This is a genomic window from Paenibacillus sp. 598K, from assembly GCF_003851045.1.
In the GTDB taxonomy this organism is placed as follows: Bacteria; Bacillota; Bacilli; order Paenibacillales; family Paenibacillaceae; genus Paenibacillus_D.
Genome location: NZ_BFBX01000042.1, coordinates 32473 through 58225, shown reverse-complemented (window position 1 = coordinate 58225; position 25753 = coordinate 32473). Strand labels below are relative to the sequence as shown.

Annotated in this window: 19 protein-coding genes and 2 tRNA genes; 1 reads left to right on the top strand and 20 read right to left on the bottom strand. The window is 54.1% G+C overall.

All coding sequences use genetic code 11. The annotated features are described in order from the left end of the window. Positions 1 to 6: 6 nt before the first annotated feature. The 8 genes from PA598K_RS13970 to PA598K_RS13935 form a co-directional block, all read right to left on the bottom strand. A complete protein-coding gene (locus PA598K_RS13970; protein ID WP_128657562.1) occupies positions 7 to 2457 on the bottom strand; it encodes an FG-GAP-like repeat-containing protein in 2451 nt (816 codons plus the stop codon). Further along, positions 2454 to 3569: a hypothetical protein gene (locus PA598K_RS13965; protein WP_128657561.1), complete on the bottom strand. Its 1116-nt coding sequence runs from the start codon at positions 3567 to 3569 to the stop codon at positions 2454 to 2456. Before PA598K_RS13965 ends, PA598K_RS13970 begins: the two co-directional genes overlap by 4 nt. Further along, on the bottom strand, positions 3553 to 4431 hold the full coding sequence (locus tag PA598K_RS13960; RefSeq protein ID WP_128657560.1) for a carbohydrate ABC transporter permease: 879 nt from the start codon (positions 4429 to 4431) through the stop codon (positions 3553 to 3555). Before PA598K_RS13960 ends, PA598K_RS13965 begins: the two co-directional genes overlap by 17 nt. A 24-nt stretch (positions 4432 to 4455) precedes the next feature. Next, complete coding sequence (locus PA598K_RS13955; protein ID WP_128657559.1) at positions 4456 to 5406, bottom strand: ABC transporter permease; 951 nt, start codon at positions 5404 to 5406, stop codon at positions 4456 to 4458. A gap of 29 nt (positions 5407 to 5435) precedes the next feature. Continuing rightward, complete coding sequence (locus tag PA598K_RS13950) at positions 5436 to 7247, bottom strand: hypothetical protein (protein ID WP_128657558.1); 1812 nt, start codon at positions 7245 to 7247, stop codon at positions 5436 to 5438. 134 nt (positions 7248 to 7381) lie between these two features. After that, on the bottom strand, positions 7382 to 9001 hold the full coding sequence (locus tag PA598K_RS13945) for a response regulator (protein ID WP_128657557.1): 1620 nt from the start codon (positions 8999 to 9001) through the stop codon (positions 7382 to 7384). Further along, positions 8994 to 10502 (bottom strand): sensor histidine kinase, encoded by a 1509-nt coding sequence (locus PA598K_RS13940; protein ID WP_221414137.1) that lies wholly within the window; start codon positions 10500 to 10502, stop codon positions 8994 to 8996. Before PA598K_RS13940 ends, PA598K_RS13945 begins: the two co-directional genes overlap by 8 nt. A gap of 292 nt (positions 10503 to 10794) precedes the next feature. After that, positions 10795 to 11709, bottom strand: coding sequence for a helix-turn-helix domain-containing protein (locus PA598K_RS13935; RefSeq protein WP_185601939.1), 915 nt, complete (start codon positions 11707 to 11709; stop codon positions 10795 to 10797). Between the two features lie 99 nt (positions 11710 to 11808). Here PA598K_RS13935 and PA598K_RS13930 point away from each other — a divergent pair, with 99 nt between their 5' ends. Beyond that, the gene (locus PA598K_RS13930; protein WP_128657554.1) at positions 11809 to 13497 is read left to right on the top strand and encodes a beta-L-arabinofuranosidase domain-containing protein; all 1689 of its coding nucleotides are present in this window, start codon (positions 11809 to 11811) and stop codon (positions 13495 to 13497) included. A gap of 50 nt (positions 13498 to 13547) precedes the next feature. Here the strand turns inward: PA598K_RS13930 and PA598K_RS13925 are convergent, their stop codons facing one another. The 12 genes from PA598K_RS13925 to PA598K_RS13870 form a co-directional block, all read right to left on the bottom strand. Continuing rightward, positions 13548 to 13970 carry a hypothetical protein gene (locus PA598K_RS13925; RefSeq protein WP_128657553.1) on the bottom strand — a complete coding sequence of 141 codons (423 nt, stop codon included), beginning with the start codon at positions 13968 to 13970 and terminating at the stop codon, positions 13548 to 13550. A 128-nt stretch (positions 13971 to 14098) separates the two neighbouring features. Next, positions 14099 to 14182: transfer RNA gene (locus tag PA598K_RS13920), tRNA-Leu, on the bottom strand. 156 nt (positions 14183 to 14338) lie between these two features. Further along, positions 14339 to 16051, bottom strand: a complete 1713-nt coding sequence (ilvB, locus tag PA598K_RS13915; RefSeq protein ID WP_128657640.1) for a biosynthetic-type acetolactate synthase large subunit — start codon at positions 16049 to 16051, stop codon at positions 14339 to 14341. Between the two features lie 830 nt (positions 16052 to 16881). Then, positions 16882 to 16965 (bottom strand) — tRNA-Leu (locus tag PA598K_RS13910). Between the two features lie 187 nt (positions 16966 to 17152). Further along, positions 17153 to 17398 (bottom strand): hypothetical protein, encoded by a 246-nt coding sequence (locus tag PA598K_RS13905; protein ID WP_128657552.1) that lies wholly within the window; start codon positions 17396 to 17398, stop codon positions 17153 to 17155. 315 nt (positions 17399 to 17713) lie between these two features. Continuing rightward, positions 17714 to 18553 (bottom strand): creatininase family protein, encoded by an 840-nt coding sequence (locus tag PA598K_RS13900; protein ID WP_128657551.1) that lies wholly within the window; start codon positions 18551 to 18553, stop codon positions 17714 to 17716. Then, positions 18546 to 20219: a CocE/NonD family hydrolase gene (locus tag PA598K_RS13895; RefSeq protein ID WP_260405406.1), complete on the bottom strand. Its 1674-nt coding sequence runs from the start codon at positions 20217 to 20219 to the stop codon at positions 18546 to 18548. Before PA598K_RS13895 ends, PA598K_RS13900 begins: the two co-directional genes overlap by 8 nt. Positions 20220 to 20296: 77 nt before the next feature. Next, on the bottom strand, positions 20297 to 21370 hold the full coding sequence (locus PA598K_RS13890; RefSeq protein ID WP_128657549.1) for an ABC transporter substrate-binding protein: 1074 nt from the start codon (positions 21368 to 21370) through the stop codon (positions 20297 to 20299). A 25-nt stretch (positions 21371 to 21395) separates the two neighbouring features. Continuing rightward, positions 21396 to 22718 (bottom strand): amidohydrolase family protein, encoded by a 1323-nt coding sequence (locus tag PA598K_RS13885; protein ID WP_128657548.1) that lies wholly within the window; start codon positions 22716 to 22718, stop codon positions 21396 to 21398. A 12-nt stretch (positions 22719 to 22730) separates the two neighbouring features. Continuing rightward, on the bottom strand, positions 22731 to 23603 hold the full coding sequence (locus PA598K_RS13880; protein ID WP_128657547.1) for an ABC transporter permease: 873 nt from the start codon (positions 23601 to 23603) through the stop codon (positions 22731 to 22733). Positions 23604 to 23608: 5 nt separating this feature from the next. Further along, positions 23609 to 24949: an FAD-binding oxidoreductase gene (locus PA598K_RS13875; protein ID WP_128657546.1), complete on the bottom strand. Its 1341-nt coding sequence runs from the start codon at positions 24947 to 24949 to the stop codon at positions 23609 to 23611. A gap of 25 nt (positions 24950 to 24974) precedes the next feature. Next, positions 24975 to 25748 (bottom strand): ABC transporter ATP-binding protein, encoded by a 774-nt coding sequence (locus tag PA598K_RS13870; protein ID WP_185601937.1) that lies wholly within the window; start codon positions 25746 to 25748, stop codon positions 24975 to 24977. Between the last annotated feature and the right edge of the window lie 5 nt (positions 25749 to 25753).

The following is a 25753-nucleotide window of genomic DNA, read 5'->3' as shown; positions in this document are numbered from 1 at the left end:
TTCAGCTCACTCATAGGTTGCCGTGGGATTCCAGTTCGTGCCGTCGTAATCGATCGCCCCGTTGCTGTCGAGCACGAACTGGAGCTTGTCGCCTGCCGACACCGTTGTCATCAGGAAAGGCGTAATCCCGGCCGTATCGGAGACGGTCACATACCCCCCGCCATTTGGCCATATCACCTGATCGTTTTTCCTGATTTGCACCCGCACCCCGTTGCCGCCGGACGCTTGCTTGGCGATATTGCCCGTAACCGTGACGGTACCGGCGGTCGGCACCGTCAGGACGCGCACTGATTGCCGGTTGATATCCGGGTGTTGCCAATCTCTGCCGATCAGGGAATAGGACGCACCGCCCGTCCACCTGTTGCTCGCCGCGCTCCACGTCATCGGCACAACGGTGCGCGTCGATCCGCTGTATTGCCATTCCTCGTAGGTCCAGCCATTGGCGCCTTGGGTTCCTGAGTAGCCGACAGACGCCTTGGAGGTGGAAGCTGGATGCTTTAACTGGCGGATATAATTTTTCGTCATATTCCAGTACATCGATGGATCCAATACTCCAGCGCTGTTGTACCATTTCTCGGAAGTGGCATCCAATCCGCTCGTATCGGCAATCTGCACGCCGGTATCTTCTGCGAACTCGTTGAATGAATTGATCATGACGATGTCCGGTTTGACAGTGCGGTTCAGCACTCGTTCCCAGGTCAACTGGCTGTAAAATACGCCCTTGTTCCGGTTCACGATCGGCAAGTTGCCGACGTGGTTGTTCCATCCCGGCATCACGTTCATCACTTCGTTATCGTCGACCGTACCGGTCGGCGGCAGTTGCCAACCATATTCGCCGGCCGCCGCGCCAGACGCAAACCGTACAGTGAAATGATTCGTATTCGTCTTGCTGCCGGAATAGCTCAGCCATGCGTTCTGGACGGATGCTCCGGCATAAATGACGAGGAGTGGCTTGCCATTCAGCTCGTAGTAATAATTCGGGCCGCCGTAGGAAGCATGATTGGCGAATTCATCCCACACTTGGCCGGCTTCCTGTTCGATCGTGAGCGGGTCCAAAGTCCACTGCACCCTTCCGATCGCAAAGGCGTACCGGATGTCGCGGTTGGAAGTATTGTCATTCCATGCTTTGATCCGCTGAGCCAGCCTTGCCGCCCGGTTCAGAATTGCGCCGCTGACATTGTTCAGACCGTTCGTTTCGTCCAACAGCAGCCAATCGATTTCGGCGTCCGAAATTGTCGCCAAATGCTCATCGATGACCGCCGCATCTCCGCTGTCGTACGTTTGATAAGAACCGAGCGTCAGCGGCCTGTACTTGATTGGGGGCTTTGGCGTAAATCCGCCCCACGTATCGTTAGCTACCGGGTCTGCCTGACGATAACGCTCCGCCTTCCAGGTACCTCCGCCGGAAGTCGCATAGAACGCCACGGAAGCCTGCCAGCCGTAACTATCGCCCGTTATATTCCCGTGCATCAGCTTTGTCGCCTGGTAACCAAAGCCGGAATTCAACAGCGTGTTGCCTCCCGTCATCTGCTTTAGATCCCGCGCATACTCCCGGGCGATGTAGTCGCCCACCTTGCCGTCCGGACTGATCAAGTCGGCGTTGAAGTAGACATAGGCGTCGGCGTAGCCGTCCCCGTTGCCGTCGTATGCATACTGAGCGGCGGAGCCGACACCGTGGCCGGCGGTCCAATACGCTTCCGGAGCAAAAGCCGACCCGGTCGAATGGGCATGGAACCAGTTGCCGTCTGAAGAGTAGACGATCGCATCCGCCTTGCCATCCCCGTTTGTATCGGCCAGGAATTGGTTGCTGGACGCACCTCCAAAGTTCGTCCGCCAGGAAGTCGCCGTCTGGAAAACGTCGCCATTGGACAAGGCTACTGACCAGGCGCCGCCGGATATGGCGGCGACGAAGACAACCACGTCCGCTTTGCCGTCTCCATTGACATCGCCCAGCATGCGTCTCGTGGCATTATGACCCGCTCCGGATTTCCAAAGTGTCGCACTCTGAAACCCGTTTCCCGTCGACAATGCGACATACCAATCGCCGGATGCCCCGTCCCCGCTCACGTCGCTGTCGAAATAGGCCACCGCGTCTTGCCTCCCGTCGCCGTTCACGTCAGCCAAAAATTGTTCTTGGGAACCTGAACCGTGACCAGCAAGCCATTGCATTGGCGCATTGAATGCGCTACCATTTGAGAGGGCTGCCTGCCAGACGCCTCCCGCATCGAATGTAACGGCGTCCGCCTTCCCGTCGCCGTCGACATCCCCTACGAACTGGTTGAGACTTGAGCCCCCAAAATTCGTCAACCAGTTCCCACGGATGTCGGGCAGCTTCGAATACCAGGTGCTGTACCAAATGCCGACGTCCGTACCCGTGCTCGCGGCTGCTCCTCCTGCCGTGAGGGTCGTTCCCGTAAGCAAGGTGATGACCGCCATCCCTATAAGCAGCTTCCTCATTTTGTCTCCTCCTTCTCGAAGTCTTCCGGGATCGAAACTTCGGCATAGTAGACATCCGTTCCGTTGGTCTCAATCAATAGCCCGAACCGTTGCCCGGTATCCTGGATCAAACCTTCAGGTTCGAGACTGCACATCGTAAAATAAGGGCGTGACAGGTCCTCTCGGCTGCTGTCGAGCGGCAGCGGCTCGCTCCAGTTCATCAGATCAGAGCTGAACGAGACTTGGCAAGCGCCCAGCCCTCGCACCCACAGTTCCCGACGATAGCTTGTCATCATATAACTGCTCAAGTGTCGGTTGTAGGAGACGAACGGGACGTTACCCGAAAGGACGACCGGCGTTTCCCGGCCACCATTCCCAGGTTCCCCAAATTTACCTTCGTACAGCTTGCTCCATTGCCCCGGCAACCCCTTGCCGGACATCGGCGCTCTGGCAGCGTAGATATGGTCAGCCTTCACAGAGTCTGAGCGCCCCGCCGTAATTTGCGTATAGAAAATGTAGAAGTAGCCATCCTTCTCGTTCGGGTAGAAACAGAAATCGCCCGCGCCCAGTACGAAACGTTCAGCAGACTGGCCGCCCTTCATGCCGTCAGGACGATACAATTCCGTCCAGCAAGGGAAGAACGATGTGAGCACCCAGCCGACGAAATCCCAGGTGTGTCCCCGATCGTCGGATACCATCAACCCGATATGACGAAAATCCGGCTCTCCTTCCTTAAGGCCAAACGCTGTATAGGAGGTATCCTCTGCTCCCCATCCGGTCTCATTATGCACATAGCAGTAGAATCGCCCGTCCGCGGGGTCGATCCACAGCCCGTTCGGCCACAGCTTCCCTCTCGATCGCGGTCCGTCCGGATAGGGGATGCCGTGAAATGCCTCTCCCGCTCGCCCCATTTCGAACGTGTAGGCAACCGCTCCGAGATTCTCGAGGTCTTCCAGAGAAGTGCCCCGCCACAAGGTGATGCCGCCCAGATGATGGTGCCCGACAAGCGCCCAGAGCACCCCCTCCCTGTCGCGGCACATCGCCACATTGCCGTCCTGGAAGACGCCGTTGGCATTGGTCAAAACCGTAAGCTTTGTTGCGGACACTTGCCAGCCTTTATCCCTTAACTGCACCTAGCACCACTCCCTTGATGAAATACTTCTGAAAGAACGGGTAAATGAACAGAATCGGCAACGTCGTTACCATCAGCGTCGCCATCCGCAGCGTCTCCACGGTCGTCTGCCGGACGGCCTGTGGCGAGCTGAGCGCAGCCACCTGAGCGAATGTCGTCACTTCCGCTTCCCGCAAAATGTTCTGCAGCAACAATTGCAGCGGATGCAGATCGGTATTGCTGACGAACAGCATCGCATCGAACCAGGCGTTCCATTGACCGACGCCCACGAATAGCGCCACCGTCGCGTATACCGGGAGCGACAGCGGCACGATAATTTTGAGGAACAGTCGGAGGTCGCCGGCTCCGTCGATTCTTGCCGATTCTTCGACTTCTCCTGGCAACGCCTCGTAATACACCTTCATGAGGAACATGAACAAGCCGCTGAAGGCGCCCGGCAGCAAGTACACCCAAAAGGTGTTCATGAGCCCTAGGTTGTAAATTAGAATATAAAAGGGCAGCAATCCGCCGGAAATGTACATGGGCAGGATAAAAAACAAAAGCACCGTTTTCTTGAAGACCAAATTTTTCTTGGAAACCGAGTAAGCGGCCGTGGCGGTGACGATCAACGACAAAGCCGTGCCGACAATCGTCTTCAAAACGGAAATTCCTGCGGCGCTGAGAATCGAGCGATTCGCAAATACAGTGCGATAGTTCTCCCATGTAAAGTCTATCGGCCATAAATAGACCGTATCTGTCATTACGCTTTGCCCGTTGCTGAAGGAGTAGGACAAAGCGTAGACGAATGGATAGATGGTCAGAAAACATAACACCAGGAATAGGAAGCCAAAGATGATGTCGAACCATCCGATTTTCCGGCTCATCGTGTAATTCTCTCCTTCTGCGGGCTAGAACAATGCCGAACCACGCCATTTTTTGATCAGATAATTGCTCGTGAAGATCAGCACAATGGACAGCAGCGACTGAAAGACACCGATCGCCGCAGCGTAAGCATATTGCGCTCCTTGAACCCCTTGCTGGTAAACATAAATGTCCAGCACGTCGGAGCGCTCCGCCACCAGCGCGTTGCGGAAATTCCACAACGCTTCGAAGTTCGGCGCCATCGACCCGCTCGCTCCCCCGCTGCCGTTGATCAGGCTGCCTACCGTCAGAATGAACAGAAAGACGGCAGTGCCGGTTACGCCGGGCAGCGTCACGTGCCACATCCGCTGCCAACGATTGGCGCCGTCTACCTCGGCCGCCTCATAGAGATGGGGATCGATGGCATTGATAGCCGACAAATACAGAATCGAGTTCCAACCGATACCCTTCCAGATCGTCGCGATGACGATAATCGGCCAGAAATAGGCGGGCTCGCGAAAGAACGCCACATCCTCAAAGCCGAGCGACTGCAGCAGCACATTCACCGCGCCGGACTGGCTTTCCAGCAGCTTGTAGAAGAGACCGCCCACAACGACCCAGGAGATGAAATAAGGCAGATAGGTGATCGTCTGGATCGTCTTCTTCAATTTGGAGCTGAACAGCTCGTTCAACAAGATCGAGAAGACGATCGGCAGAGGAAACACCACAAGCAAGCAAATCAAATTAATGGCAAGTGTATTGCGAAGCGCCCGATAGAAGTCAGGCGCTTCGAAAAAGGCGCGAAAATGCTCCAGCCCGACAAATTCGCTGCGGAAATAGCCGTCCAATATGTTGTAATCCTGAAAAGCCATCACCAGGCCAAACATCGGGATATAATTGAATACCGCTACGAATGCCACTGCCGGCAGCAAAAACAGCAGGAGCACTTTCTGCTGGGAAATTGTCCTGATCCTGCCGCTTATTCTACTCTGTCTCACCCGATCGTGCTCCTTTCGCTGATTCCCATCTATTTAAGCAATCCGCGTTCCCGGAATACTTTTTCCATGGCGACTTGCGCTTCCTCATACTTGGTGCGACTCATAAACTCTTCTTTGAGTTCATCCCAATTTTTGTCGAAGCTCCCCGGCTTCGCGGAATAGAGCTTTGCCGACTTGTTGTTATAGAAGTCGGACCACAACCAGTTGCCCGGTCCGTTCGTCAGATCGTCCACTCCGGCCAGCAACTTGCCTTCCCGCTCCAGCGCGGTTGTCGTAACATAGCTGGATGACATCTCGAAAATATCCGTGACCTTGTAAGGATAACTGCGCTCCCAATCGTATGGATTGTAGCCGACGAGTCCGGGAGCGGCGCTGAAGGCCTTTGAATACTGCTTGGGGTGACCGTAACGGCCCAGTCCCTTCGTATAATATCGCTCATCGGCAATGCCGCCTTCTTCGTTCTTGACCAGCGCCTGGTAGAGCGCGTCGTCCTTGAATACCTTTTTGCCGTCCTTGATCTCCCACAAGTCGAGAGATTCCGGCCCCCAAATCTTCAGATCCAACGCCTCGTCTGAGAAGAACCAATCGAAATATTGCAGCAGCCGGGGAATGTCCTCGAAGTCCTTTTTGATAAAGAACTGGAAGGCCGCGGGGTTAAGGGTGTCAATTCCGTTGCGGATAATCCCTTCCTTTTTGGGCATGGGGATGTGATGATACATTTTTCCTGGCGCAATCTTGTCGATGGCCTCATGGATGGCGGACCGGTCGCCCATCAGCACGAGCGCGACGGCTACTTGGCCGCTCGCCTGCTTCTCCGCCAATTGCTGATCCTTCTGAATGGCGAAATCGGGATCCAGCAGTTTCTCGTTGTACAACTTGTTTAAAAATTGAAAATATTCTTTGCCATATTTGTCCCCAAATGGCGTACCAGATACCGTGTTGTCGTCCTCATGGTATTGCCAGGAGCTGCTGACGCCGAACATATTCGCCAGATGGTGCTGCGCCCACCACGGGATAGACAGCGGGATCACCTCCTTATTGCCGACTTTCAGATTCAATGCCTTGACCTTTTGTAAAAACGAATAGAGGTCTTCAGGCGTCTCGATTGCCGGTTCAATCTTGAAATCCTCGAAGCTTGGTTTTTGCTGCGTCTCATTGACCCGTTCCTCGATTTCGCGCAGCGGGGTATACTTGTAGCCCAGCCGATCCAGAATGTCCTCTCGTATGACCAGTCCCCAGTTGCCGGAGGGAAGCGTGTATACATCGTTGAATTGCGGCAACGCGGTGTCCACCCAAAGCGCCGGCACGGAGTAAATTTTGCCTTCGAAGTAGGAATCGCGCCAAGTATCCATCGATCCGTACTTCAGTAGATTGGGCATATGTTGCTTGATGAGTTCGCCAAGCTCGGCATACTGCCCGCTGCTGGCGACGACTGGCGCGCTGGATTGCGCATAGATAACATCCGGCAAATCGTTGGTCGCAAGCAGCATGTTGAATCTTTCTTTGAAGGTGGAACCTTGATTGTAGAGCACTTTACCGACTTTGATGTTAAACTTGGACTCAACGACCGGCGTTAGCGCATCGTTCGGATTATCCGCATATTTCGGAGGCGAGTCGCTTTCCTGATAGAAGCTGTACTCCAGCAGCGGCTTCGGCCCCTCCTGCGGCTTGGCCGCGGCGGAGCTGTTACTTGGAGTCGCTCCCGATGGCAGGCCGGAGTCTGGATTACCGTTGCCGTTATTTCCGCTGTTTGAGCATCCCGCCAGCACGGCGGTGACGAGTAGCGCAGCCACGCCGAACTGACTGGCTCTGCTCCTTGTTTTCTTACTTATAAACCGCACATTGCTTCCCCCTCTTTGAGAATGGCCTGTTATTCAGGCTCGTTCATTATATCCCGATTGGAACCGCTTTCTTGTTCAAATTCTTTCGAAATTATTGTCCATTTTACGGAAAAGCGGCATATTTTTTTTCGAAGTTATTGCCTTGCCTTTGAGCGGTATTGCAGAGGCGTCATCCCCGTAACCTGCTTGAAGGTTTTGCAGAAATAATGGTAATTGTCAATGCCGACCTGCGAGGCGACATCATACACTTTGTCGTGGGTCGTTCGGAGCAACGTCTTCGCGTTCTCCATCCGGATCCTCTGGAGAAACGCAACGAAATTCTGACCAGTCTCCTTCTTGAACAGGTTCGAAAAGTAGGTTGCGTTCATGCCGACGTTAGCCGCAACCGTATCCAGAGAAAGCTCATCGCTGAAATGCTCCTTCATATAGCGGATAGCATTTGCGATCTCGGGCCTGTACTTCTGTTTGGAAGCAATCGAGATCAGCTCGCTCAAACGGATCGTCACACGGATGAGATAGGCCTGCGTTTCCTCGACCGTTTCCGTTCTGCCAACCGCCTCGTAGGGGGAATGGCCCGCTTCAAACAATTCGGAATCTGTAATCCCGTGTTCTCGCTGCTGCTTTTTGAGGAAAGAAACGAATTCGAAGGTGAACGCCCTCGCTTCGGCCAGAGCAACCTTTTGCTCAACCAGCGCCGCGTACATATCGTTGATGATAGCTGCAATCCTCGAATCGTTGGCCAGCTCTCGCAGGAGCGCTTGTTCATATTCCCGGAAACTCTTTTCCGGCTTCGCGGTGTAATCGCTTACTTCAGAAAAGGAAATGATACGGTTTTTCCCCAGGTAATAGACGCCTTCCAGGGCAGAACGCGCTTGCCGGCAAGATTCCGGCAACTGGGCGGGCGAGCTGTTGCCGTTGCTGACGCCAATAGACATGTCAATATCGAAGCGCTGGCGAACGAAGCCTTGCACGCGATTAACCAGATCGTACAACAAGGACTGGATGTGCAAAAACCCGGGCGCTGGATCAAAGCCGATCACTAGCACCAGTTCCTCTTCATTTTCTGCGAAGCAGAAGCCGGTTTCGGGGGTTAATGCCTCCCGATTGACTGCTTCGGCGATTTGCTCGTTCTGGGCGTGCGACTTGCGGAAGCCGATCTCAGGTTGCAGCATCATGCCGGGATGGAGCTTGGCTAGTAAGACAATCAACTGCCGAACCGGAAAACCGAGCTCCAGTTGCTTCATGCGACCCAATACGGCTCCAGATGTGGAATACGCGCCGTGAACCAGCTGTCGTATAAATTGCTTGCGCTGCTCTTGCAGGGAGAGGGCCGCTATAGACTGCCAGCGGATGACCTGTTCGCTGTGCCGTCGCTCGCCTTCAAGGTGTTCCACCATCTTTAACAGCGTTTCCTCGAGCATTTTGGGCTCAAGCTTGTGCTTAAGCAAATAATTTTGTGCGCCAAGCAATAACGCATCCTTGACGTAGTCGAATTCGTCATGGCAACTAAGTACAAGGGTCCAACCGGCAAACTCCCGTTGCCTCAACTGCGATAACAGTTCAATGCCTCCCATGCCCGGCATGCCGATATCGAGCAGAATAATATCGGGCCGCTCCTTCTCGAGCTTCGCGAGTGCATCCTCCCCGTTCACTGCGTCCTCAGTCAGGCGAAAGCCAAGGCTCTCCCAATCCAACATGGCCCGGATATCGAGCCGAATGTAATACTCGTCGTCTACGATCATGACTTTATACATGTTTCGTCACCTCCGATCCTGTTCCTATTTGCGGCGGCGTATCCGGTATGCGAATGACGCTAACGAAGCAAACTCCCGGCGTGCTGCGGAATGAAACGCCGTACTGGCCGCCGTAGTGCAACTTCAGCCGCTCATCTACATTGCGGAGCCCCATGCCCATCCCGCCAAACCGTGTCCGCTTCTCCGGGGGGTTCGCAAGCAGCGTTTTGCACGCGTCCTCCTCCATCCCTTTTCCGTTATCCTCAACCTCCATTACGATATCGCCGCCTTCCCTAAATACACGAATGACGATAATTCCATTCGCCGCGCTAAGATCGAGTCCGTGGACAATCGCATTCTCCACTAGCGGCTGCAGGATCAGCTTGACCGTCAGCCTTTCGGACAACTCCTCCTCAATTTCGAAAAGCACCTGCATTCGGCCAGGGTAACGCACACTCTGCAAGCCAAGATAATGCCTCACCATATCCATTTCGTCGGCGATCGGAATAAGCACCTTGTTCTGGCTTATGCTGAGCTGCAACAGTCCGATCAAGCTTGTGGTGGTACGGTAGATGAGATCCTGCCCGTTAAGACGAGCAAGCGATTTGATCGAATTCAAAGCGTTGTACAGAAAATGCGGGGTGATCTGCGCTTGCAGCGCGTCGAGCTCCATGCGTCTCTTCTGGAGGTTTTCCCGCTCCAACCTGGCTAGCAGCTGTTTAATCTCAACGATCATCGAGTTGTAACTCCGGGTAAGGACGCCGATCTCGTCCTTGCGATCCGATTCGAAGGTCTCGCTGAAATGGCCATCCTTGGCCCTGCGGATAGAAGCTAGCAAAATCTTGATAGGGCTTGTGAATTTACGGGCCAAAATGTATGCCGCCACCATAGCCAATAGAAAACAAACTGTGACAGCGACAATCATCGCCCGATAGATAAGATCGGAATTACGGGTAATGTAATCGATCGGGAGCTCGGCTACATAAATCCAGTCCGAATTCGCCAGATGAGTGAAGCTGATATATTTCTCTCCCCCGCGCTGTCCTTTCCAGGCAAAGCCACCAGAGGTCTGCTCGGCAATGACCCTGTCCAGATAAGGAGCATTCAGCTTCCTGTCGTATCGCGAGAGCTGCCTGTCGTATATCGTATTCTTGTGCGGATCTGTTACGAGAAAAACGGCTTCTTCGCCATCAAACCCCGTTTGAAAGTTGTTCCGAATCGTTTGATCCTCGATATTGATCATCAATACGCCGAGCGGCTTGTACGTGTCATAGCTGTAAACGGTTCTCGCCAATGTCATGACGTAGCGATTGCGCGACACGGTACCTTCATCGAACTCGTTCTCGTGCATACCGAGCCAGACGGGCAGGAGATTGTTGTCCAAGGCCGCCTGATAAGCCTGGACATTCCGGCAATCGGCGGCATACGCGGGAGCCAATCCACCGGCTCCGATCAGGTCTGCATTGTTAAGACACACGTAAATAGAGGATATTTGCGGTTGAGCCATCAGCGTGTTGTTCATCAGTTTCTCGATCGCCCTGTACCTCGCATTTCTGGAGAACACCCCCTGTTCGTTCGTATATTCATCCTGTACGACTGGATCGGTTACAAGCTTGACGCTGGCATTCATGACGTCATCCATCAATTGATTGATTCTCGACGTTGCCTGGAGCAGCACCGAGCCTGCATATTTCTCGGCTTGCATCCGCACGACCCCCGAGGCTTGGGCATATAGGAAGAGACTGACGACGACAAGCGGGATGACAGAAAATAAAACCAGGTAGACCGTTAATCTCCCTCTGATCATCATCGGCTTACCTTCCCACCTTCCACTGGCCGAATGAGAGATGCTCTGGCGAACGGCGAAATTCCCCCGGCGTTACGCCCACTAGCTCGCGGAACGTCTTAATAAAGTAATTGGTATGCGAAAATCCACACGCCTCACCCACCTTGGCGATTGGCATATCCGTCTGCGAAAGCAGCAGAACCGCTTGCTCGATTCGCACATGACGGATAAAACGCATCGGCTTGATTCCCATTTTTTTCTGAAACAAACGACAAAAATGATACTTGGACAGTCCCGAAAAGGCCGCGAGCGCTTCTAGCGACAAGTCCTCGCGGTACCGCTCGCGGATCAGGTCGATCGCACGCCGCAACGGTGCCGGCATATCGTTCTGTATCGGCTCCGCCGCATCGGCAATTCGATGTAATTCGAGCACCATACGATAAAGCGTCGCGGACAATTCGAATGAATCGACAAGCGGAGACTCCACGATGTCCTCCAGCAAACCGGACAGCAGCTTCAACAGCTCGGACTTGGGCGGCAGCTCAAAGACATGACCTAATTTGCGTTCAAGCTCCATCCAATGGCGTAAAGCATCCTCCCCATGCACGGTGATAAATAGAAATTCCCAGAACGCCTCCCCTTCGGGCAAATAGTACTCATGATCGCCCGGTATACGGCACAGGAAGGCATGGTTCTTTGGCAGCGCATACACCGTCTCTCCGAAACGGATCTCGCCCCTGCCTTGCAAGGTGATCTGGAAAATAGCAGAGCCATGCTGCCCGCGTTCCAATCCGTTCCACCGATACGCTTGATTTTCCGCCCTTTCCTCTCCGATTCCTTCCAGGCGGATCACTACGCTGGAGCGGTCGGCATAGAGAAATCCGACGGTTTTCGGCGATATTTTTCTTGATTTTATGCGCAATTTTTTATCACTCCTTAACAATAATATTCTATTTATTGAAGGGCTTTTCATTTGTATTATAGGGATATGCCAAATGAAAACACAACAATAAAATTTCATCTATCAAAGGGGTAAACGTTGATGTTATTGGAAACGATCGCTTATGCCGACCTCACTGTTCGGGGAGACATTCGGTACAGGAGTCTGCTCAATTACGACCGGCTGGAGACGGAAGATTACCGCTATCCCGGTCTGTTTCGGGAAGACGACTATGCATGGCCCGGAGACTGGGAAGGAAGAACGATTCTTGCGCTGACCCGACTTGCACAGGCTACCGGGAGGGTGCCCGCTCATCTGGAGGAGATTATATCCCGGCTGCCTGATCGCTTGAATGACTGCGGCTATATTGGGCCGATTGCTGCTATCGGCATTGCCGACGAACAGCAGCTATCGGGCCATAGCTGGTTGCTGAGGGCAATGGCGGAGTATCACTTGTGGAAGGGCGACGCTTTCTCGCTTCAGGTCGTTAAGGACATCGTTCGGGGGTTGTTGCTGCCCATACGAGGCTTATATAGGGAATATCCTGTCGATCCCGGCATCCGTCCGCCGGCCGGCGAAGCCATCGGCAGCCTGTATGGGCAATTGACGGGCAATTGGCGATTATCTACAGATGTTGGTTGCGCCTTTATTGTGCTGGACGGGGCTTCACAAGCCTATCAATTGCTCCGGTGGCCCGAACTGGGCAAGCTCCTGGACGAAATGATTGACCGATTCCGGTCAATCGACTGGGTCGGGTTGTCATTTCAGACGCATGCGACGCTGTCCGCGCTTCGTGGTATCCTGAGACACGGCGAAACAACAGGCGACGCTGTCCTGCTGAATCTGGCGCGCGAAGCATTCTCCAGGTACATCCGTGAAGGGATGACCGAGCATTACGCCAATTACAATTGGTTCGGGCGGCCGGAGTGGACCGAGTCCTGTGCCGTCATCGATTCGTTTATCGCTGCCGTTGAACTTTGGAGACACACGACAGAAGCCGGTTATTTGGAGCTTGCGCACGGCATTCTATACAACGGCATGGGCTATGGACAGCGGCCAAACGGCGGTTTTGGCTGCGATTGCTGCCTTGGGGCGGACCTTACAGTGCTTCAACCGAAGGAAGGGTTGCTGGAAGCCTCCTGGTGCTGCACGATGCGCGGCGGAGACGGTCTATCTAGTGTGATCGGCAGCAGTTACTTTGTAGAAGGGGACGCCAACCGCGTATATATCCCGTTCCCTCAGGAAAGCGAGGCCATGCTGACACTGCGGGGAGGGCGACTAAGGCTCAAGCAGGACACTAGCTATCCGGTAGAGGGTCGCGTCAGGCTTGAGGTGGCGGACTGCGATTGGGAGCCGGGGCAATCCATTACCCTCCAGCTATTCATCCCGACGTGGGCCGACTGCGGCGAGACACGCCTGCTTATCGACGGCGAGCGGCAACCTGCGCGGCAGAGCAGAGGCTTCCTTGTGTGGGAGGGCGTGCCGCGCCTCGGCATGGTCCTGGAAACGGTTTTTACGGTCGGCTTGCGCTGGGGCCACCCAGTCAATGTGCATTCGACTCCCGGCTATCGCGCCCTCTATCATGGACCGCTCATGCTGGGAACGGAGCACGCCAATCATCCGCTGTTGGATGTGTGGGAGCTGCGCGAGCTCGAGCCGCTCCAAGCAGCCCAATACCGCGTTCGCGGCAGCGACGTGCGGCTGCGCCCGATCCGAGATCTGCTAGGCCAATCAATGGAGGAGGCTGCTTCCGACCGCCGCCAGGCGCTGTTTAGGGGAGACAACAGATGAAAAAAAAGCTCCCGAATCGTCACGAGGACAACTCAAAAGCTCATCTAAAGCTATACTTGTCTGTTCGCCATTCTCCTGCAATAAAAATAAAAACTTACTGTCATGAGCAGGATAAAAATATCAAATGCAGCAACGCCGCCTCCTAGAACTGATAACCTGTTTCTGAAAGTAAAGGTGAGCAGTAGCAAAATCAAGCCCGCAACCGAGGATATCCACGCAAGGTTTTTTGCCCATTTTGGATTGAAAGTAAGGGTGATCGGCGCCAAAACGCCTGCTAGCAAATTGGCAATCCAAAATACCATGAAGTAAATCGGATAATTTGTAAAATACTCCACCACCGCCTGATCATAACTATGATCGGCATAGTAACCTTCATTGTGAGATAACATCATAAAAAAATCATAAATGCCCATTACATACATGAAGCCTACAAACAACACAATCGGCCATAAATGCCACGGTCTTTTTTTCATCGTATATCTCCTTTGGACCTTATCAATATCATCTCATTCATCAACAACTCGCTGCGAATTCCTGGTATGTAAAAAGGACCCTGAACCTCGTCTCAGACGAATTCAAGATCCTACATTTTATAAGGTGATGCGGTCGAGAGGACTCGAACCTCCACGGCTGTTACACCACTAGAACCTGAATCTAGCGCGTCTGCCAATTCCGCCACGACCGCATATATCTTGTGAGCTGAGGCGCTTGCGCGTCTCGGTCACAAGACATATCTTAACATGGCCGGGTAGATGAAGTCAAACATTGTAGAGGCCGTTTCAAATAATAAATATATTGTGAAAATTCGATCTCATGTTCATCGCAATAGACTTCAGCCCAATTATTCATTGTACCCTAGAATCATTTGGTCCAGAGGCGTGCCGGCAAGCACCATAGGGTATACATTCTCACTGGTCGGGATAACGAACTCGACGAGCACAGGTCCTGTCGTCTGCAGCGCTTCTAACCACGCGCTGGAGGCCTCTTCCTTGTTCGTTGCCCTTAATCCCTTGAGTCCGTATGCTTCCGCAAGCTTGACGAAGTCCGGACTGCCGGACAGGTCGATCTGGCTGTAGCGTCGTTCGTACATCAATTCCTGCTGCTGCTTAACCATCCCGAGCACCTGGTTATTCAAGACTACGATCTTGACCGGTATTTGATGAATGGCGCAGATCGCCATCTCCTGGGCGCACATCTGCATGCCTCCGTCGCCGTTGATCGAGATGACGAGACGATCCGGATTTCCGACTTTAGCGCCGATCGCGGCCGGGAGGCCAAAGCCCATCGTGCCGAGACCGCCCGAGGTGATGAGTGAGCGAGGATACTTAAAACGGTAAAACTGCGCGGTCCACATTTGGTGCTGACCTACATCAGTGGTGATGATCGCATCTCCTTGCGTCGTCTCGCTAATCATCTCGAGCACATATTGCGGCTTGATGACAGTATCCGAATCGGTATACCGAAGCGGATGCTGCACCTTATACGCCTGAAGCTGCTCGAGCCAGGTATCCGTCTGGGCTGCTTGCGCTTTCGCGTTCACATAGGCCAGCACGTTCTTAATATCGCCGATACACGCGAGCTCTGTCTCGACGTTCTTGCCGATTTCCGCCGGATCGATATCGATATGGGCGATACGTTTGGCCTGAGGCGCAAATCCGTCCAGCTTCATCGTGACCCGGTCATCGAAACGCGAGCCGATCGAAATAATGAGATCTGCATTCTGCACCGCCATGTTGGCCGCATACACGCCATGATGTCCGAGCATCCCCAGCCACATTTCGTCATCGCTCGGAAACCCGCTGAGGCCTAACAAAGTCGACGCTACTGGAATCCGGGTCTTGTGGACAAATGTGACCAGCTCCTGCGAGGCGTTCGAATAGACAACGCCGCCGCCCGCAATAATAACCGGCTTGCGCGCTTCTGAAATTGCCTGAATCAGCGCATCCAGATCTGCCGGATTCGGTTCCGGGGCTTCATGGTATCCGCGCAACTGAACCGTGCCAGCTGGGCGATAGGCCATCCGCTGATTGGACACGTCTTTTGGAATATCGATCAACACAGGACCTTTGCGGCCCGTATTGGCGATGTAGAAGGCTTCACGAATGATGCGAGGAAGGTCGTGGACATCGCGAACCATATAGCTGTGCTTCGTAATCGGCATCGTGATGCTCATAATGTCCGCTTCCTGAAAAGCATCCGTGCCCATGACGGTCGTAGATACGTTCCCCGTTATGACCACCAGCGGCACCGAATCCATATAGGCGGTTGCGATCCCGGTCACGAGATTTGTGGCTCCCGGACCGGATGTCGCGATGCATACCCCAACCTTGCCCGTCGACCTGGCATAGCCGTCCGCCGCGTGGATTGCGCCTTGCTCGTGCCGGGTCAAGATATGCTTGAAGTCAGGCTGATCCACCATCGCATCATAAATATAGAGCACATTTCCTCCCGGATACCCGAATACGCACTCTACGCCTTCCTGCAGCAAGCCGCGCAAAAGCACCTCCGAGCCAGTGATATCTTCCTCTGAGAGCGTCGTTGTTTCATTCGTCATTCCTAATTGCTGTTCCACTTGGGCGGCCTCCTTTGGCAAATAAATTCCCTCTCCCCCTGAGCAAACTGACAGCGGTCAGCTCATACAGGGACGAAAGGGTATTCTTTCGCGGTACCACCCAAGTTCGCTGCCATCCTCGCGAATGCAGCCTCATGAGGTAGGGCCTAGGCCTACCTGCGGCGCGTTAACGAGCACCATTTCGGCTAAGTCTACTTGCGGGCACGGAAGGAACCCGGCCGCTTTCGGGTTAACAGCTCCAAGACGACACCATGCAAAGGGTTAAGGCAAAGGTTTCAGCATTTCCTCTGCTTTCTGGGCATAACCGCCCTTGCCGGCTTTCTCTTCATTGCCTGTTGGTATAGAGCAAATAACCCCTTCCATCCCAAGGCTCGAAGCAGCTGCTTGAAGCCTTGGGACGAAAGGGGAATGCTCGCGGTACCACCCAGTTTTACTGCAATCTCACAATTGCAGACTCACGAGGTAAAGCCGATGCTTTACCTGCAGCATGTTAACGGACGCCAGACCGGTTGAGCCTACTAGCAGGCGGGCGATCACGCCTTCCGCATTCGGTCAACAGCTCCGAGACGACACTATACATGCGTTACGACGGAGGTTTCAGCACTCCCTCCGCTCTCTGGACATCAACGCTATTGCATAGCCTTCTCTTCTTCGCCATTTCTGATTTTTCTGATAATAACACAGACGCTGCATTATTTCAATGGCTGACCCAGCGCAGACCATTAGCAACGCGTCGCATATTCCAGGAATGCAAAAAAAAATCTTGAACATCGTCTAAAGAGACGAATTCAAGATCCTTATCATTGAGAGGATGCGGTCGAGAGGACTCGAACCTCCACGGCTGTTACACCACTAGAACCTGAATCTAGCGCGTCTGCCAATTCCGCCACGACCGCATATTGCTCATGAACTGAAGTTTATCGCCTCAGTCACAAGAAGTATCATAGCATGTCTGGTAAGATGAAGTCAAGCACCCTGCACAACGAACTAAAAAATAGAATAATTGCGAAAATTCATTCTAGCAGATACAAAAATCAATCATGCCGACAAAAGTAAAAAACCAGTCTTCTAGACTGGTTGGGATTAAGCCGTATACAACAAATCTTCCATGATCGTGACGAGGCGATAGTTCATATTCTCAAGCTTTTCGATCGCTCGCTCCTGCCACTGCGGGCTGCCCATCATCCACTTGTTCACCTGAATCTTCTCGTAAGTTTCATCCATCGCGATAATCTCGTCGGTATTCATCAGATCCCGATCATAGATTCTGACGCGGTACAGCAGGTCGCCCACAGTTGTATACAGTCGCTCAAAGTAATCATTGTTCATCGTAATTTCCTCTCTCTCTTTAATTCTAGTCTATTCATTCAGTTGGTTACGTCCATTAGGATATGCAATAGGGATAGTCTATATTACCCATCAGCGTCCATTTGAAACAGCGGCTTTGTAGTTGACCTAATTATAACTTAATTTTCTGACAATTTCAAGTTATATTTTATGACGTGTCATCTAGCTAATCTCCACTTCAACCGAGGGTTCTTTACGCATTGTTAACATTAGCAGAGAGATATCTGTTGAGATCTCTAAAGAGGCCCTCGGTATGCTCACATTTGCCGCGCTGTCATCATCGCCAATTCTAACGTGTCAAGCGTCCCGTACTGACATCTCTTCTCTTGGGGCGGACCGGACCGTGCTGATCTCAAATGTGGCTAATTCCTTCAAGGCAAGCGCAAGTGTCGTTGCACATCGACTCAGAATTAATTCACCTTTAGCCGAAGTCGCCTGTGTGGAGTCACCCATCGCACCGCTCGAGGAGATATCGCTCATGACCCATGCGAACCGGGTCTTCCCCTCCAACGTCAGATAATGAAGTCCTGACAGGTCCGGAATCTCCCTCACCAGCTTATCGGTGTGAACCCATGCCGGCTTGATTGCCATGACTAGCGACGTCTCGTAATCCCCAGCGTGAATGCCATACTCCTTTTCCTCATCGCTTAGCAAATCATGCGCTGCATTCAAGCTGCTCGGACTCAGGAAGAAAACCATCAGACCGGTCGAGATCCGCAGCTCCCTGGCTGCCACATTCAGCAAATCCGTATTGCCTCCATGCGTGTTGAACAAGACCAGTCGCCGGAATCCTGCCTTGGCCACACTTGTGGCAATATCAGTGACCAACCCCTGCAAGGTGGATGCGGAAAGCGAGATCGTCCCAGGAAAGTCCAGATGTTCATTGCTCTTGCCATAGGCTAATGGAGGGAGGAGCCAGATGTTGCCCTCCTCGTCCAGTTGATCCAGGGCATGGGTCAGCACAGCCTCCCCAATCAAGGCATCTGTCATCACTGGCATATGCGGCCCATGCTGCTCGATAGCCCCGATGGGCAGGATGACCAGTGCATCTTCCTTGGGCAATGCTGCAATTTCCTGATACGTCAGCCGGGGCAGAAAACGCGCCTCCCAAGCTTCACCTGTATAACGCTCAAACATGCGATCCCTTCCTTTCTGTAGCCGTGTCGATAACAGGCAACTGAATCCATGACGGCCACGATTCACTCCTGCCAACTGCCACTGCTGTCATCCGGAGCTGCTCCGGCTTCGCGATTGGTAACTGCTCAGCTGCGAGCCCATTGGGGGGTCTGACGAACAGAGGAAATGCACTGCCCGTCAACTCGATACGGATGGACATACCTGCCTCCAGCTCCATTGCTAGCGGCCGCATGGCAAACGTGACCGGGCTCCACTCCGTCAGCCCACGCTCCCCGTCGCCGCCGATCTCTCCTCTGCCAATCGATAGAAAAGTAGCCTTGCCGCCCGGACTGACCGCGGACAAGATGGCGACCAAGTCGGTCGTTCCCTCCATCGACTGACACCAGATGGACACCTGAGGAGCGCCCCAGAGCCGCATCGCCTGCGTTAATGGCTCGCTGGTGTAGTTCAAGATTTCGTACCGGTCCTGGATCGAACTGCGGTCCATCGGGAGATAACCGCTGCAGGACATCGGCAGACGCGCATCATACACATACACGTCAGCTTCCGGCCCGGCTTTTGAAATGGACTGCCCGGCTGTCAGCAGGCCGCCGCCCGAGGCTCCGTTGGCCGGCTTGCCGTTACTCGCGAGGTAATACATGACGCCCTCCGAGGAGGAGATATCGCATGTCGGCGGGAGCGTCTCTGCCGCTTGCCATGTCTTGCTTCCAAGTTCGTAGTAGCGCACAGCAGGCTCTTGCTGGAGTCCTTGCCCTTTGCCCTTCAGCCAGTAATCGAACCAGTTGAGATGCGCCTCATGCAGATTCCCTTCAGCCTCCGGTCCGTAGTCCTCCCCGCCTGCCTTGCGACCCCAAGGGATATGCCCCCAGGGCCCAATGATCAGGCGGTGGTACCGTTCACTGCTCTGCGGCAGGCGCTGGAGCGCTTCGTAAGTCTGCAAGGTTCCGCCAAGATAATTATCGAACCAGCCGCCGATATGAAGGGCCGGCAGCGGCTCCTGGAGCGCCCGCGGCAGGAAATTGCGGGCCTCCCAGTAGTCGTCATAGAGCGGATGACCGCACCATTCATAATAAAACGGGAAGTAGCTCGCGAGCAGCGGATGTTCCTGGAGCAGCGGCAGCTCCGACAGCAGGGCATCCGGTTGGCGCATGAGCTGCGAACACAGCTGTTCCGCTTCGCCGTCTTCTGCCCGCCGCGCCTCATCCCGCGCCAACTGAAAAGCCCAGGGCAGAAAGCTGCCTACGGCAAACCGGCCATGCGGGTAGAACATCCCATTGTACAAATCGGCTGCGCACATGGCAGGCGCAATCGCCGCTAGATGCGGAGGTCGAGCAGCAGCAGCAGCCCATTGCGTTGTGCCCTGATAAGAGAACCCGTACATGCCTACCTTGCCAGAGGAGCCTGGCAGAGCGGCCGCCCACTCCACCGTATCGTACCCGTCCTCTACCTCCTGGATGAAGGGCGTGAAGCTGCCCTCCGAATCGCCCCGTCCCCGGACATCCTGAATCACGACGATATACCCTTGCCCGACATACCAGACGGGATGGGCATACGTGACCGTCGAAGCCAGCGTTCGGCCATACGGCTGCCTCATCAGCAGCACCGGGTATGACCCTGCGTCCGCAGGGCGGTAAATATCTGCATAGAGCGTTATCCCGTCACGCATGCGACAGGGCGCTCCGCGTTCTACGTTTACACCTGCGAATTGCATCGTATCGCCTCCTCGTATAGTATCTTTAGAACCTAGTCCTGGGGTAAGTACTCGTTGGTATAGACCGTCTCGACATCGATGGCTTCTTCCAGGAGGCCCAGCTCAAGCAGCTGATCCATCAGGGTCTGCCAGCGCTCTTGGGTCATGTAGCCCACGCCGTGCTCCTCAGCATCAAAGCCATACACGAGCGGCTGTAGCTGCTGGGCGCTGTATTCCAGCTTGTCGATCGGCATATCGGGGTTGAACTCCTGAATAAATGCATTGACCTCGGAGTAATTGTCCTTGTAATAATTCCAGCCCTCGATAGACGCTTCGACATAGGCTCGGACGATATCCGGGTTTTCCTCCAGGAACTTCTCGGTCGTGAACAGGATATTGCCGTATGGCATATACCCGGAGTCAGCATTGAGCAGATAGTCGACCTCGATGCCTTCCTGCGCGAGTGTGAACGGCTCGGAGGTCATGTAGCTTTGGGACACCGCCGTTTCGTCCTCGAGGAAGCTGGCGAGCTGACCATTGTAAGCAAACTGCTCAACATTATCGAGGTTATACTTGGTTCGAATGTACTCCCAGTAAGCCACGCCATTGCCCACGTACACCTTGCGTCCATCCAGATCCTCGAATCCCTGGATATCCTGGCCTTTGTGGAACATCAGCGCCTGGGGATTCTTCTGGAAGATGCCGCCGAGGACAACGAGCGGGATGCCATTTTGTCTCGCGAACAGAATCTCATCTCCCTGCCCCATCCCGAATTGCGCCTTTCCCGAAGCCACGATCTGCGTTGCCGAAATGCCGGGTCCGCCCGATTCAATTTCCATGTCCAGCCCAGCTTCCTCGTAGAAGCCTTTAAGGAGCGCCGCATACTGTCCACCGTGCTCGGCCTGCGCGAACCAATTCGTAATTTGCTTGACCTCAACCAGCTCCTGCGGCGCCTCCACCTGATTGGTGCCGGGCGTCGTCCCAGCGGGCTCTGCATTTACTGGCGCATTGGCGCCACCTGCCCCTCCCGCATTTCCACCGCAAGCATTGAGAATGACGGCCCCTATGAGCAGCATCGCGGCCAGGGCCGGTTTCGTCTTTTTCTTGTTCTGGTTTAGGTTTCGCATGGTTTCTCTCTCCTCCTGGAATCGATTATTTAGCGATTCTCTCTCTACTCTCCCTGCTCCATCTGTGCTCACGGCTGATGCTGATCCATTTCCCCTTGCGGCCGACCCACCGCCCTGCCGGCAGCCAGGACAAGAGGTCGTGCACTGTCCGTGCATCAAAAATGACAAAATCTGCGGCCTGCCCAGGCTGCACACCGTAGTCCTTCAGACCAAGGATGGCGGCCGGGACCTCCGTCATCATCCGCAGCAGCAGCAATAACTCCTGCTCACTCGCCAGATGCGAGGCATAGGCGGACAGCAATCCGATCTGCAGCAGATCGCCCCTGCCGAACGGGTGAAACGGATCCTGAATGTTGTCGCTGGCCACAGCCACCGGAACCCCCGCCTCTACCAGCTCCTTCACCCGGGTGACCCCGCGGCGCACAAGCCCCCGATCCCCTCTTCCCTGCAAATACAGATTGGCGCCAGGGAGTGTAATGGCCCGGAGTCCCGCATCCGCCATCTTCCGCATGACACGCTCGGCTGTCGGATGATCCATTGCCGATAAGGAACAGAGATGGCCGGTGGCCACTCTGCCTTGGAAGCCATATCGAAGCGTCTGCTCCGCGATGAACTCCACCGTGCGGATGGCGGGATCATCATTTTCGTCCGCATGAAGATCAATCGGCAAGCCCAACTTGTCGGCTAACCGGAAGAGATAGGCGATGCTACCCTCCGGATCAGTGGACAAGTGCGGAGCGCCACCGACGCCGTCCAGACCTAGCTTGAGCGCTTCCTCATATGCTTCCGCCACGCCTCTAGCCCCTGGATCGTAGGGACACATGGGGAAAAACTGAAGCTCCATCACATCCTGCATCTCTTCCTTCAGCTCCAAGGCAGCATAGACCGTACGCATGGCCACGTCGGTGCTTTCCCTGCAGTTGAAATCCAGGTGCGAACGGATCGAGGTCGTTCCATAAGCCGCCGCTTGCCGGATCGCCTCCCGCATCCGATCCTTGATCTGTTCCCGGGTGAAGCCCGGAGCTGCGGCGCTATAGTTCTCAATCGCCTCTCGCAAGGTGCCGGACCGGTTGCCAACCGATTGAATCGTGAAGGCTTTGTCCAGATGCATATGGCTGTCCACCAGCCCCGGCAGCAGCAATCGGCCCTCCAGATCCACTGCGATTCCGTCGGCAGCCTGCTCAGGAGTAAGCTCCTCCAGTGACACAACGGTCCCCTCGGCAGGGGGCGTCTCCTGCTTGCGCACATACGACCACTTGCCTCCCGCAATCCCGACTTCATACAGGCAGCCCGAAGCTCTCAAAGGCAGGGAGACATTAACGAAGCTCATATCCAAATCAGATGCCATGGCTGCCCCTCCTTAATGCTTCATCTCCGATTCATGCCAGGAGCTAAGCAGCTTTTTGGAAATATAGTTGATCACCAGATAGAAGCCAATCCCCATCACCGAGGCGGCCAAGCCGCAGGCGAACAGGTAGGCTGTCTGCAGCCTGGAGGCCGCAACGGTAATCGCGTAGCCAAGGCCGCCCTTGCCGCCGCCGATACCAGCGATGTATTCACCGGCGATGACGCCGATGACAGCAAGCGTACATGAGATTTTGAGCCCGGCTACAATATACGGCAGCGCCGCCGGAATACGAAGCTTCCACATGGTCTGAATTGGATTGGCATTGTAGAGGAAAAACAGATTTTTCAGATTATTCTCTGTAGAATTCAAGCCTACCAGCGTGTTGGACAGCATCGGGAAGAACCCGATCAAGAAGGCGATGATGACGATGGCATTCGTTCCTGCTCCGAACCAGATAACGATAATGGGCGCGATGGCGATGATGGGGATGGTCTGAAGGATGATGACATACGGATATAGACTTTTTTCAACCAGCTTGGAACTGGCCAGCAGGATGGCTCCCGCGACACCGAAGATCACACTCAGGATAAAGCCAATCAGTGCCGAAGACATCGTCTTGTAGACGGAGTTGAACAGGTTGACGTGATTTTTGATTCCGGCCTCCAGAATGTCCGTAGGCTTCGGCAGGATGTACGCGGGAATACCCGACAAGATGCCGAACAACTGCCAGCCGCCGACAAACACCATCAAAGCGACGACAGGTGGAAGGAGCGAGCTCAGCAGCGATCCGCCCGTTCGATTTATGCCAGAGAGACCACTTAGGAACGGCAAGCGAATTCGCCGTTTGGCTGGTCCGAGATAAAGGGCTTTTTTGTCCATAGCCATGAGAATCACTCCCCGAATATAGGCTTCACATTCATTTTCCCTGGATTGAGCAGCACGCGGGGATCATTGGCCTGCTTGGCCCCCAGCATGCGTTCGTAGGATGCGCGCGAGCCGTAATTGAGTACGAACGTATGCGGATCATTAATACGCACACCAACCGATTCAAAAAAATCGATCATCTCATACAGATGCTCTTCCGACTGATAACAGACCACCGGCAGGGCCGCAGGCATCAGCTTGCCTCCGCTCAGCACCCATTCAAAATGCAAATATACCCCGTCCGGGTACTTCTGCTTGATGTCATCGATTTGCTTCAAATAAAAGGTAGGCGAGAAGGCCGACTGCAAGTAAGTAAGCTTGGGATCGGCCTTGATGGCCCAGAGTGTCGTATGATTCCAAGTAAAATCGGACAGGCCCAGCGTCTGATGATACTTATCGGCCGGAATGACATGCTTGACCTGGCCGCCATTTTCGCTGGCATACGAAGTAAGGGCGGGCAGGGTACCTTCCTCTGTCTCCAACAGGACAGCTGCACTCCCCTCCTCGATATGCTGGGCAAAGGGGAGAAAATAGGAGGGAATTGGCCACTCCACCGTACTGACCAGCCGCTTGTGGATAGCCGGGTCCAGACAGAGCTTCTCCGAAAAGAGCATCGCTGAAGTTAAATTGTCGAATTGGACAATGGTTTGCATCCACTCGGTTCGCTTGGCAGTGCGCAAGGTTAGCTCTGTGACAATCCCTGTTGTTCCATAGCTGTGAATATAGTTCAGCAACTCTTCTCCCGAAACCGTCAGCTTGCGGGGTTCTTCTTCCATGGTATAGACCACCGCTGCCAGTACATTGCCGTCCCACAGGTTGCCCCAGGAGATCGATCCGATGCCGCCTGAACCGCCGCTGACAAACCCGCCCACCGTCGCTTTCATATACGTGCTAGGGTAAATGCATAACTCATGTCCGTTGGCTCGCAGCTCTTTCTCGAGCACGCCCAGCTTCACTCCACACTGCACTCTCGCATAGCCATCGCCAATTTCCAGAATCTGATTCATCTTGTGCAGCGCCATCACGACGCCGCCTGTCAGCGGTACGGCTTGACCGTAGTTTCCCGTGCCGCCGCCTCGAACCGTGACAGGAATCCGGTGACGGTAGGCGCAAGCGAGGGTAGCGGCTACCTCCTCCTCATTGACGGGAATTACTATGCCTTCGGCGAGCTTATCCTTTAACTTCTGATCCAGGACCGGAGAGTACCAATAATAATCTTTGGACAACTTGCTTCTCGTTGTTGAATCGAGCACAAACCCGTTCTCGCCGAGCAGATCCATCATTTCCTTCTCCCATTGCACCGCCATGCCGTGTTCCCCCTTTTCATCTACCTTATCCATGCTTTAAATGTTGAGATACAACGCCGACCAGCCGGCTAAACTCCGGGGTCGTCCTGAACGCATCCCCTCTCGGGAATGGGGTGGGAATCTCGACGACCGCTTCAACCTTTCCGGGCCTTGGCGTCATCACGACAACCTTGGTGGACAAATAGACGGCCTCAAAAACGTTATGGGTAATAAACAGCACGGTCATGCTCCGATCCTGTTCCCAAATATGAAGCAGCTCCTGTTGCAGACTCTGGCGAGTGATCTCGTCCAGCGCGCCAAACGGCTCATCCATAAGCAGCAGTCTTGGGCGAGAGATCAGCGCCCTTGCGATGGACACTCTCATCTTCATGCCCCCCGACAACTCGCGCGGCAGCATCATCATCGTATCCTGCAGACCGACGAGCTCCAGGACCCGCTCGGCTTCTTCTATTTGTTGTTTCTTCGAAACGCCTCGAAGGTTCAGGGGCAGACATACATTTTCCTTCACAGTTGCCCAAGGCATTAAGGTGTGATCCTGAAACACAAACGCCACTTCGTTCTTCTTCCGTGCTGCGTTTGGAGACATGCCAAAGATATCTAGTTTCCCTTCCGTATGTGTCTCCAGACCGGTAATCATCTTAAAAATGGTCGACTTTCCGCAGCCTGATGGACCAACGAAGCAAAAAAACTCGCCTTCACTAATATCCAGGTTGACATTTTGGACAGCAACCGTACCGTTTGAATAGACCTTGTTCAGATGCTGCATGGCAACTAGCGTGTTGGCCGTAATGGTGGACATCAGCA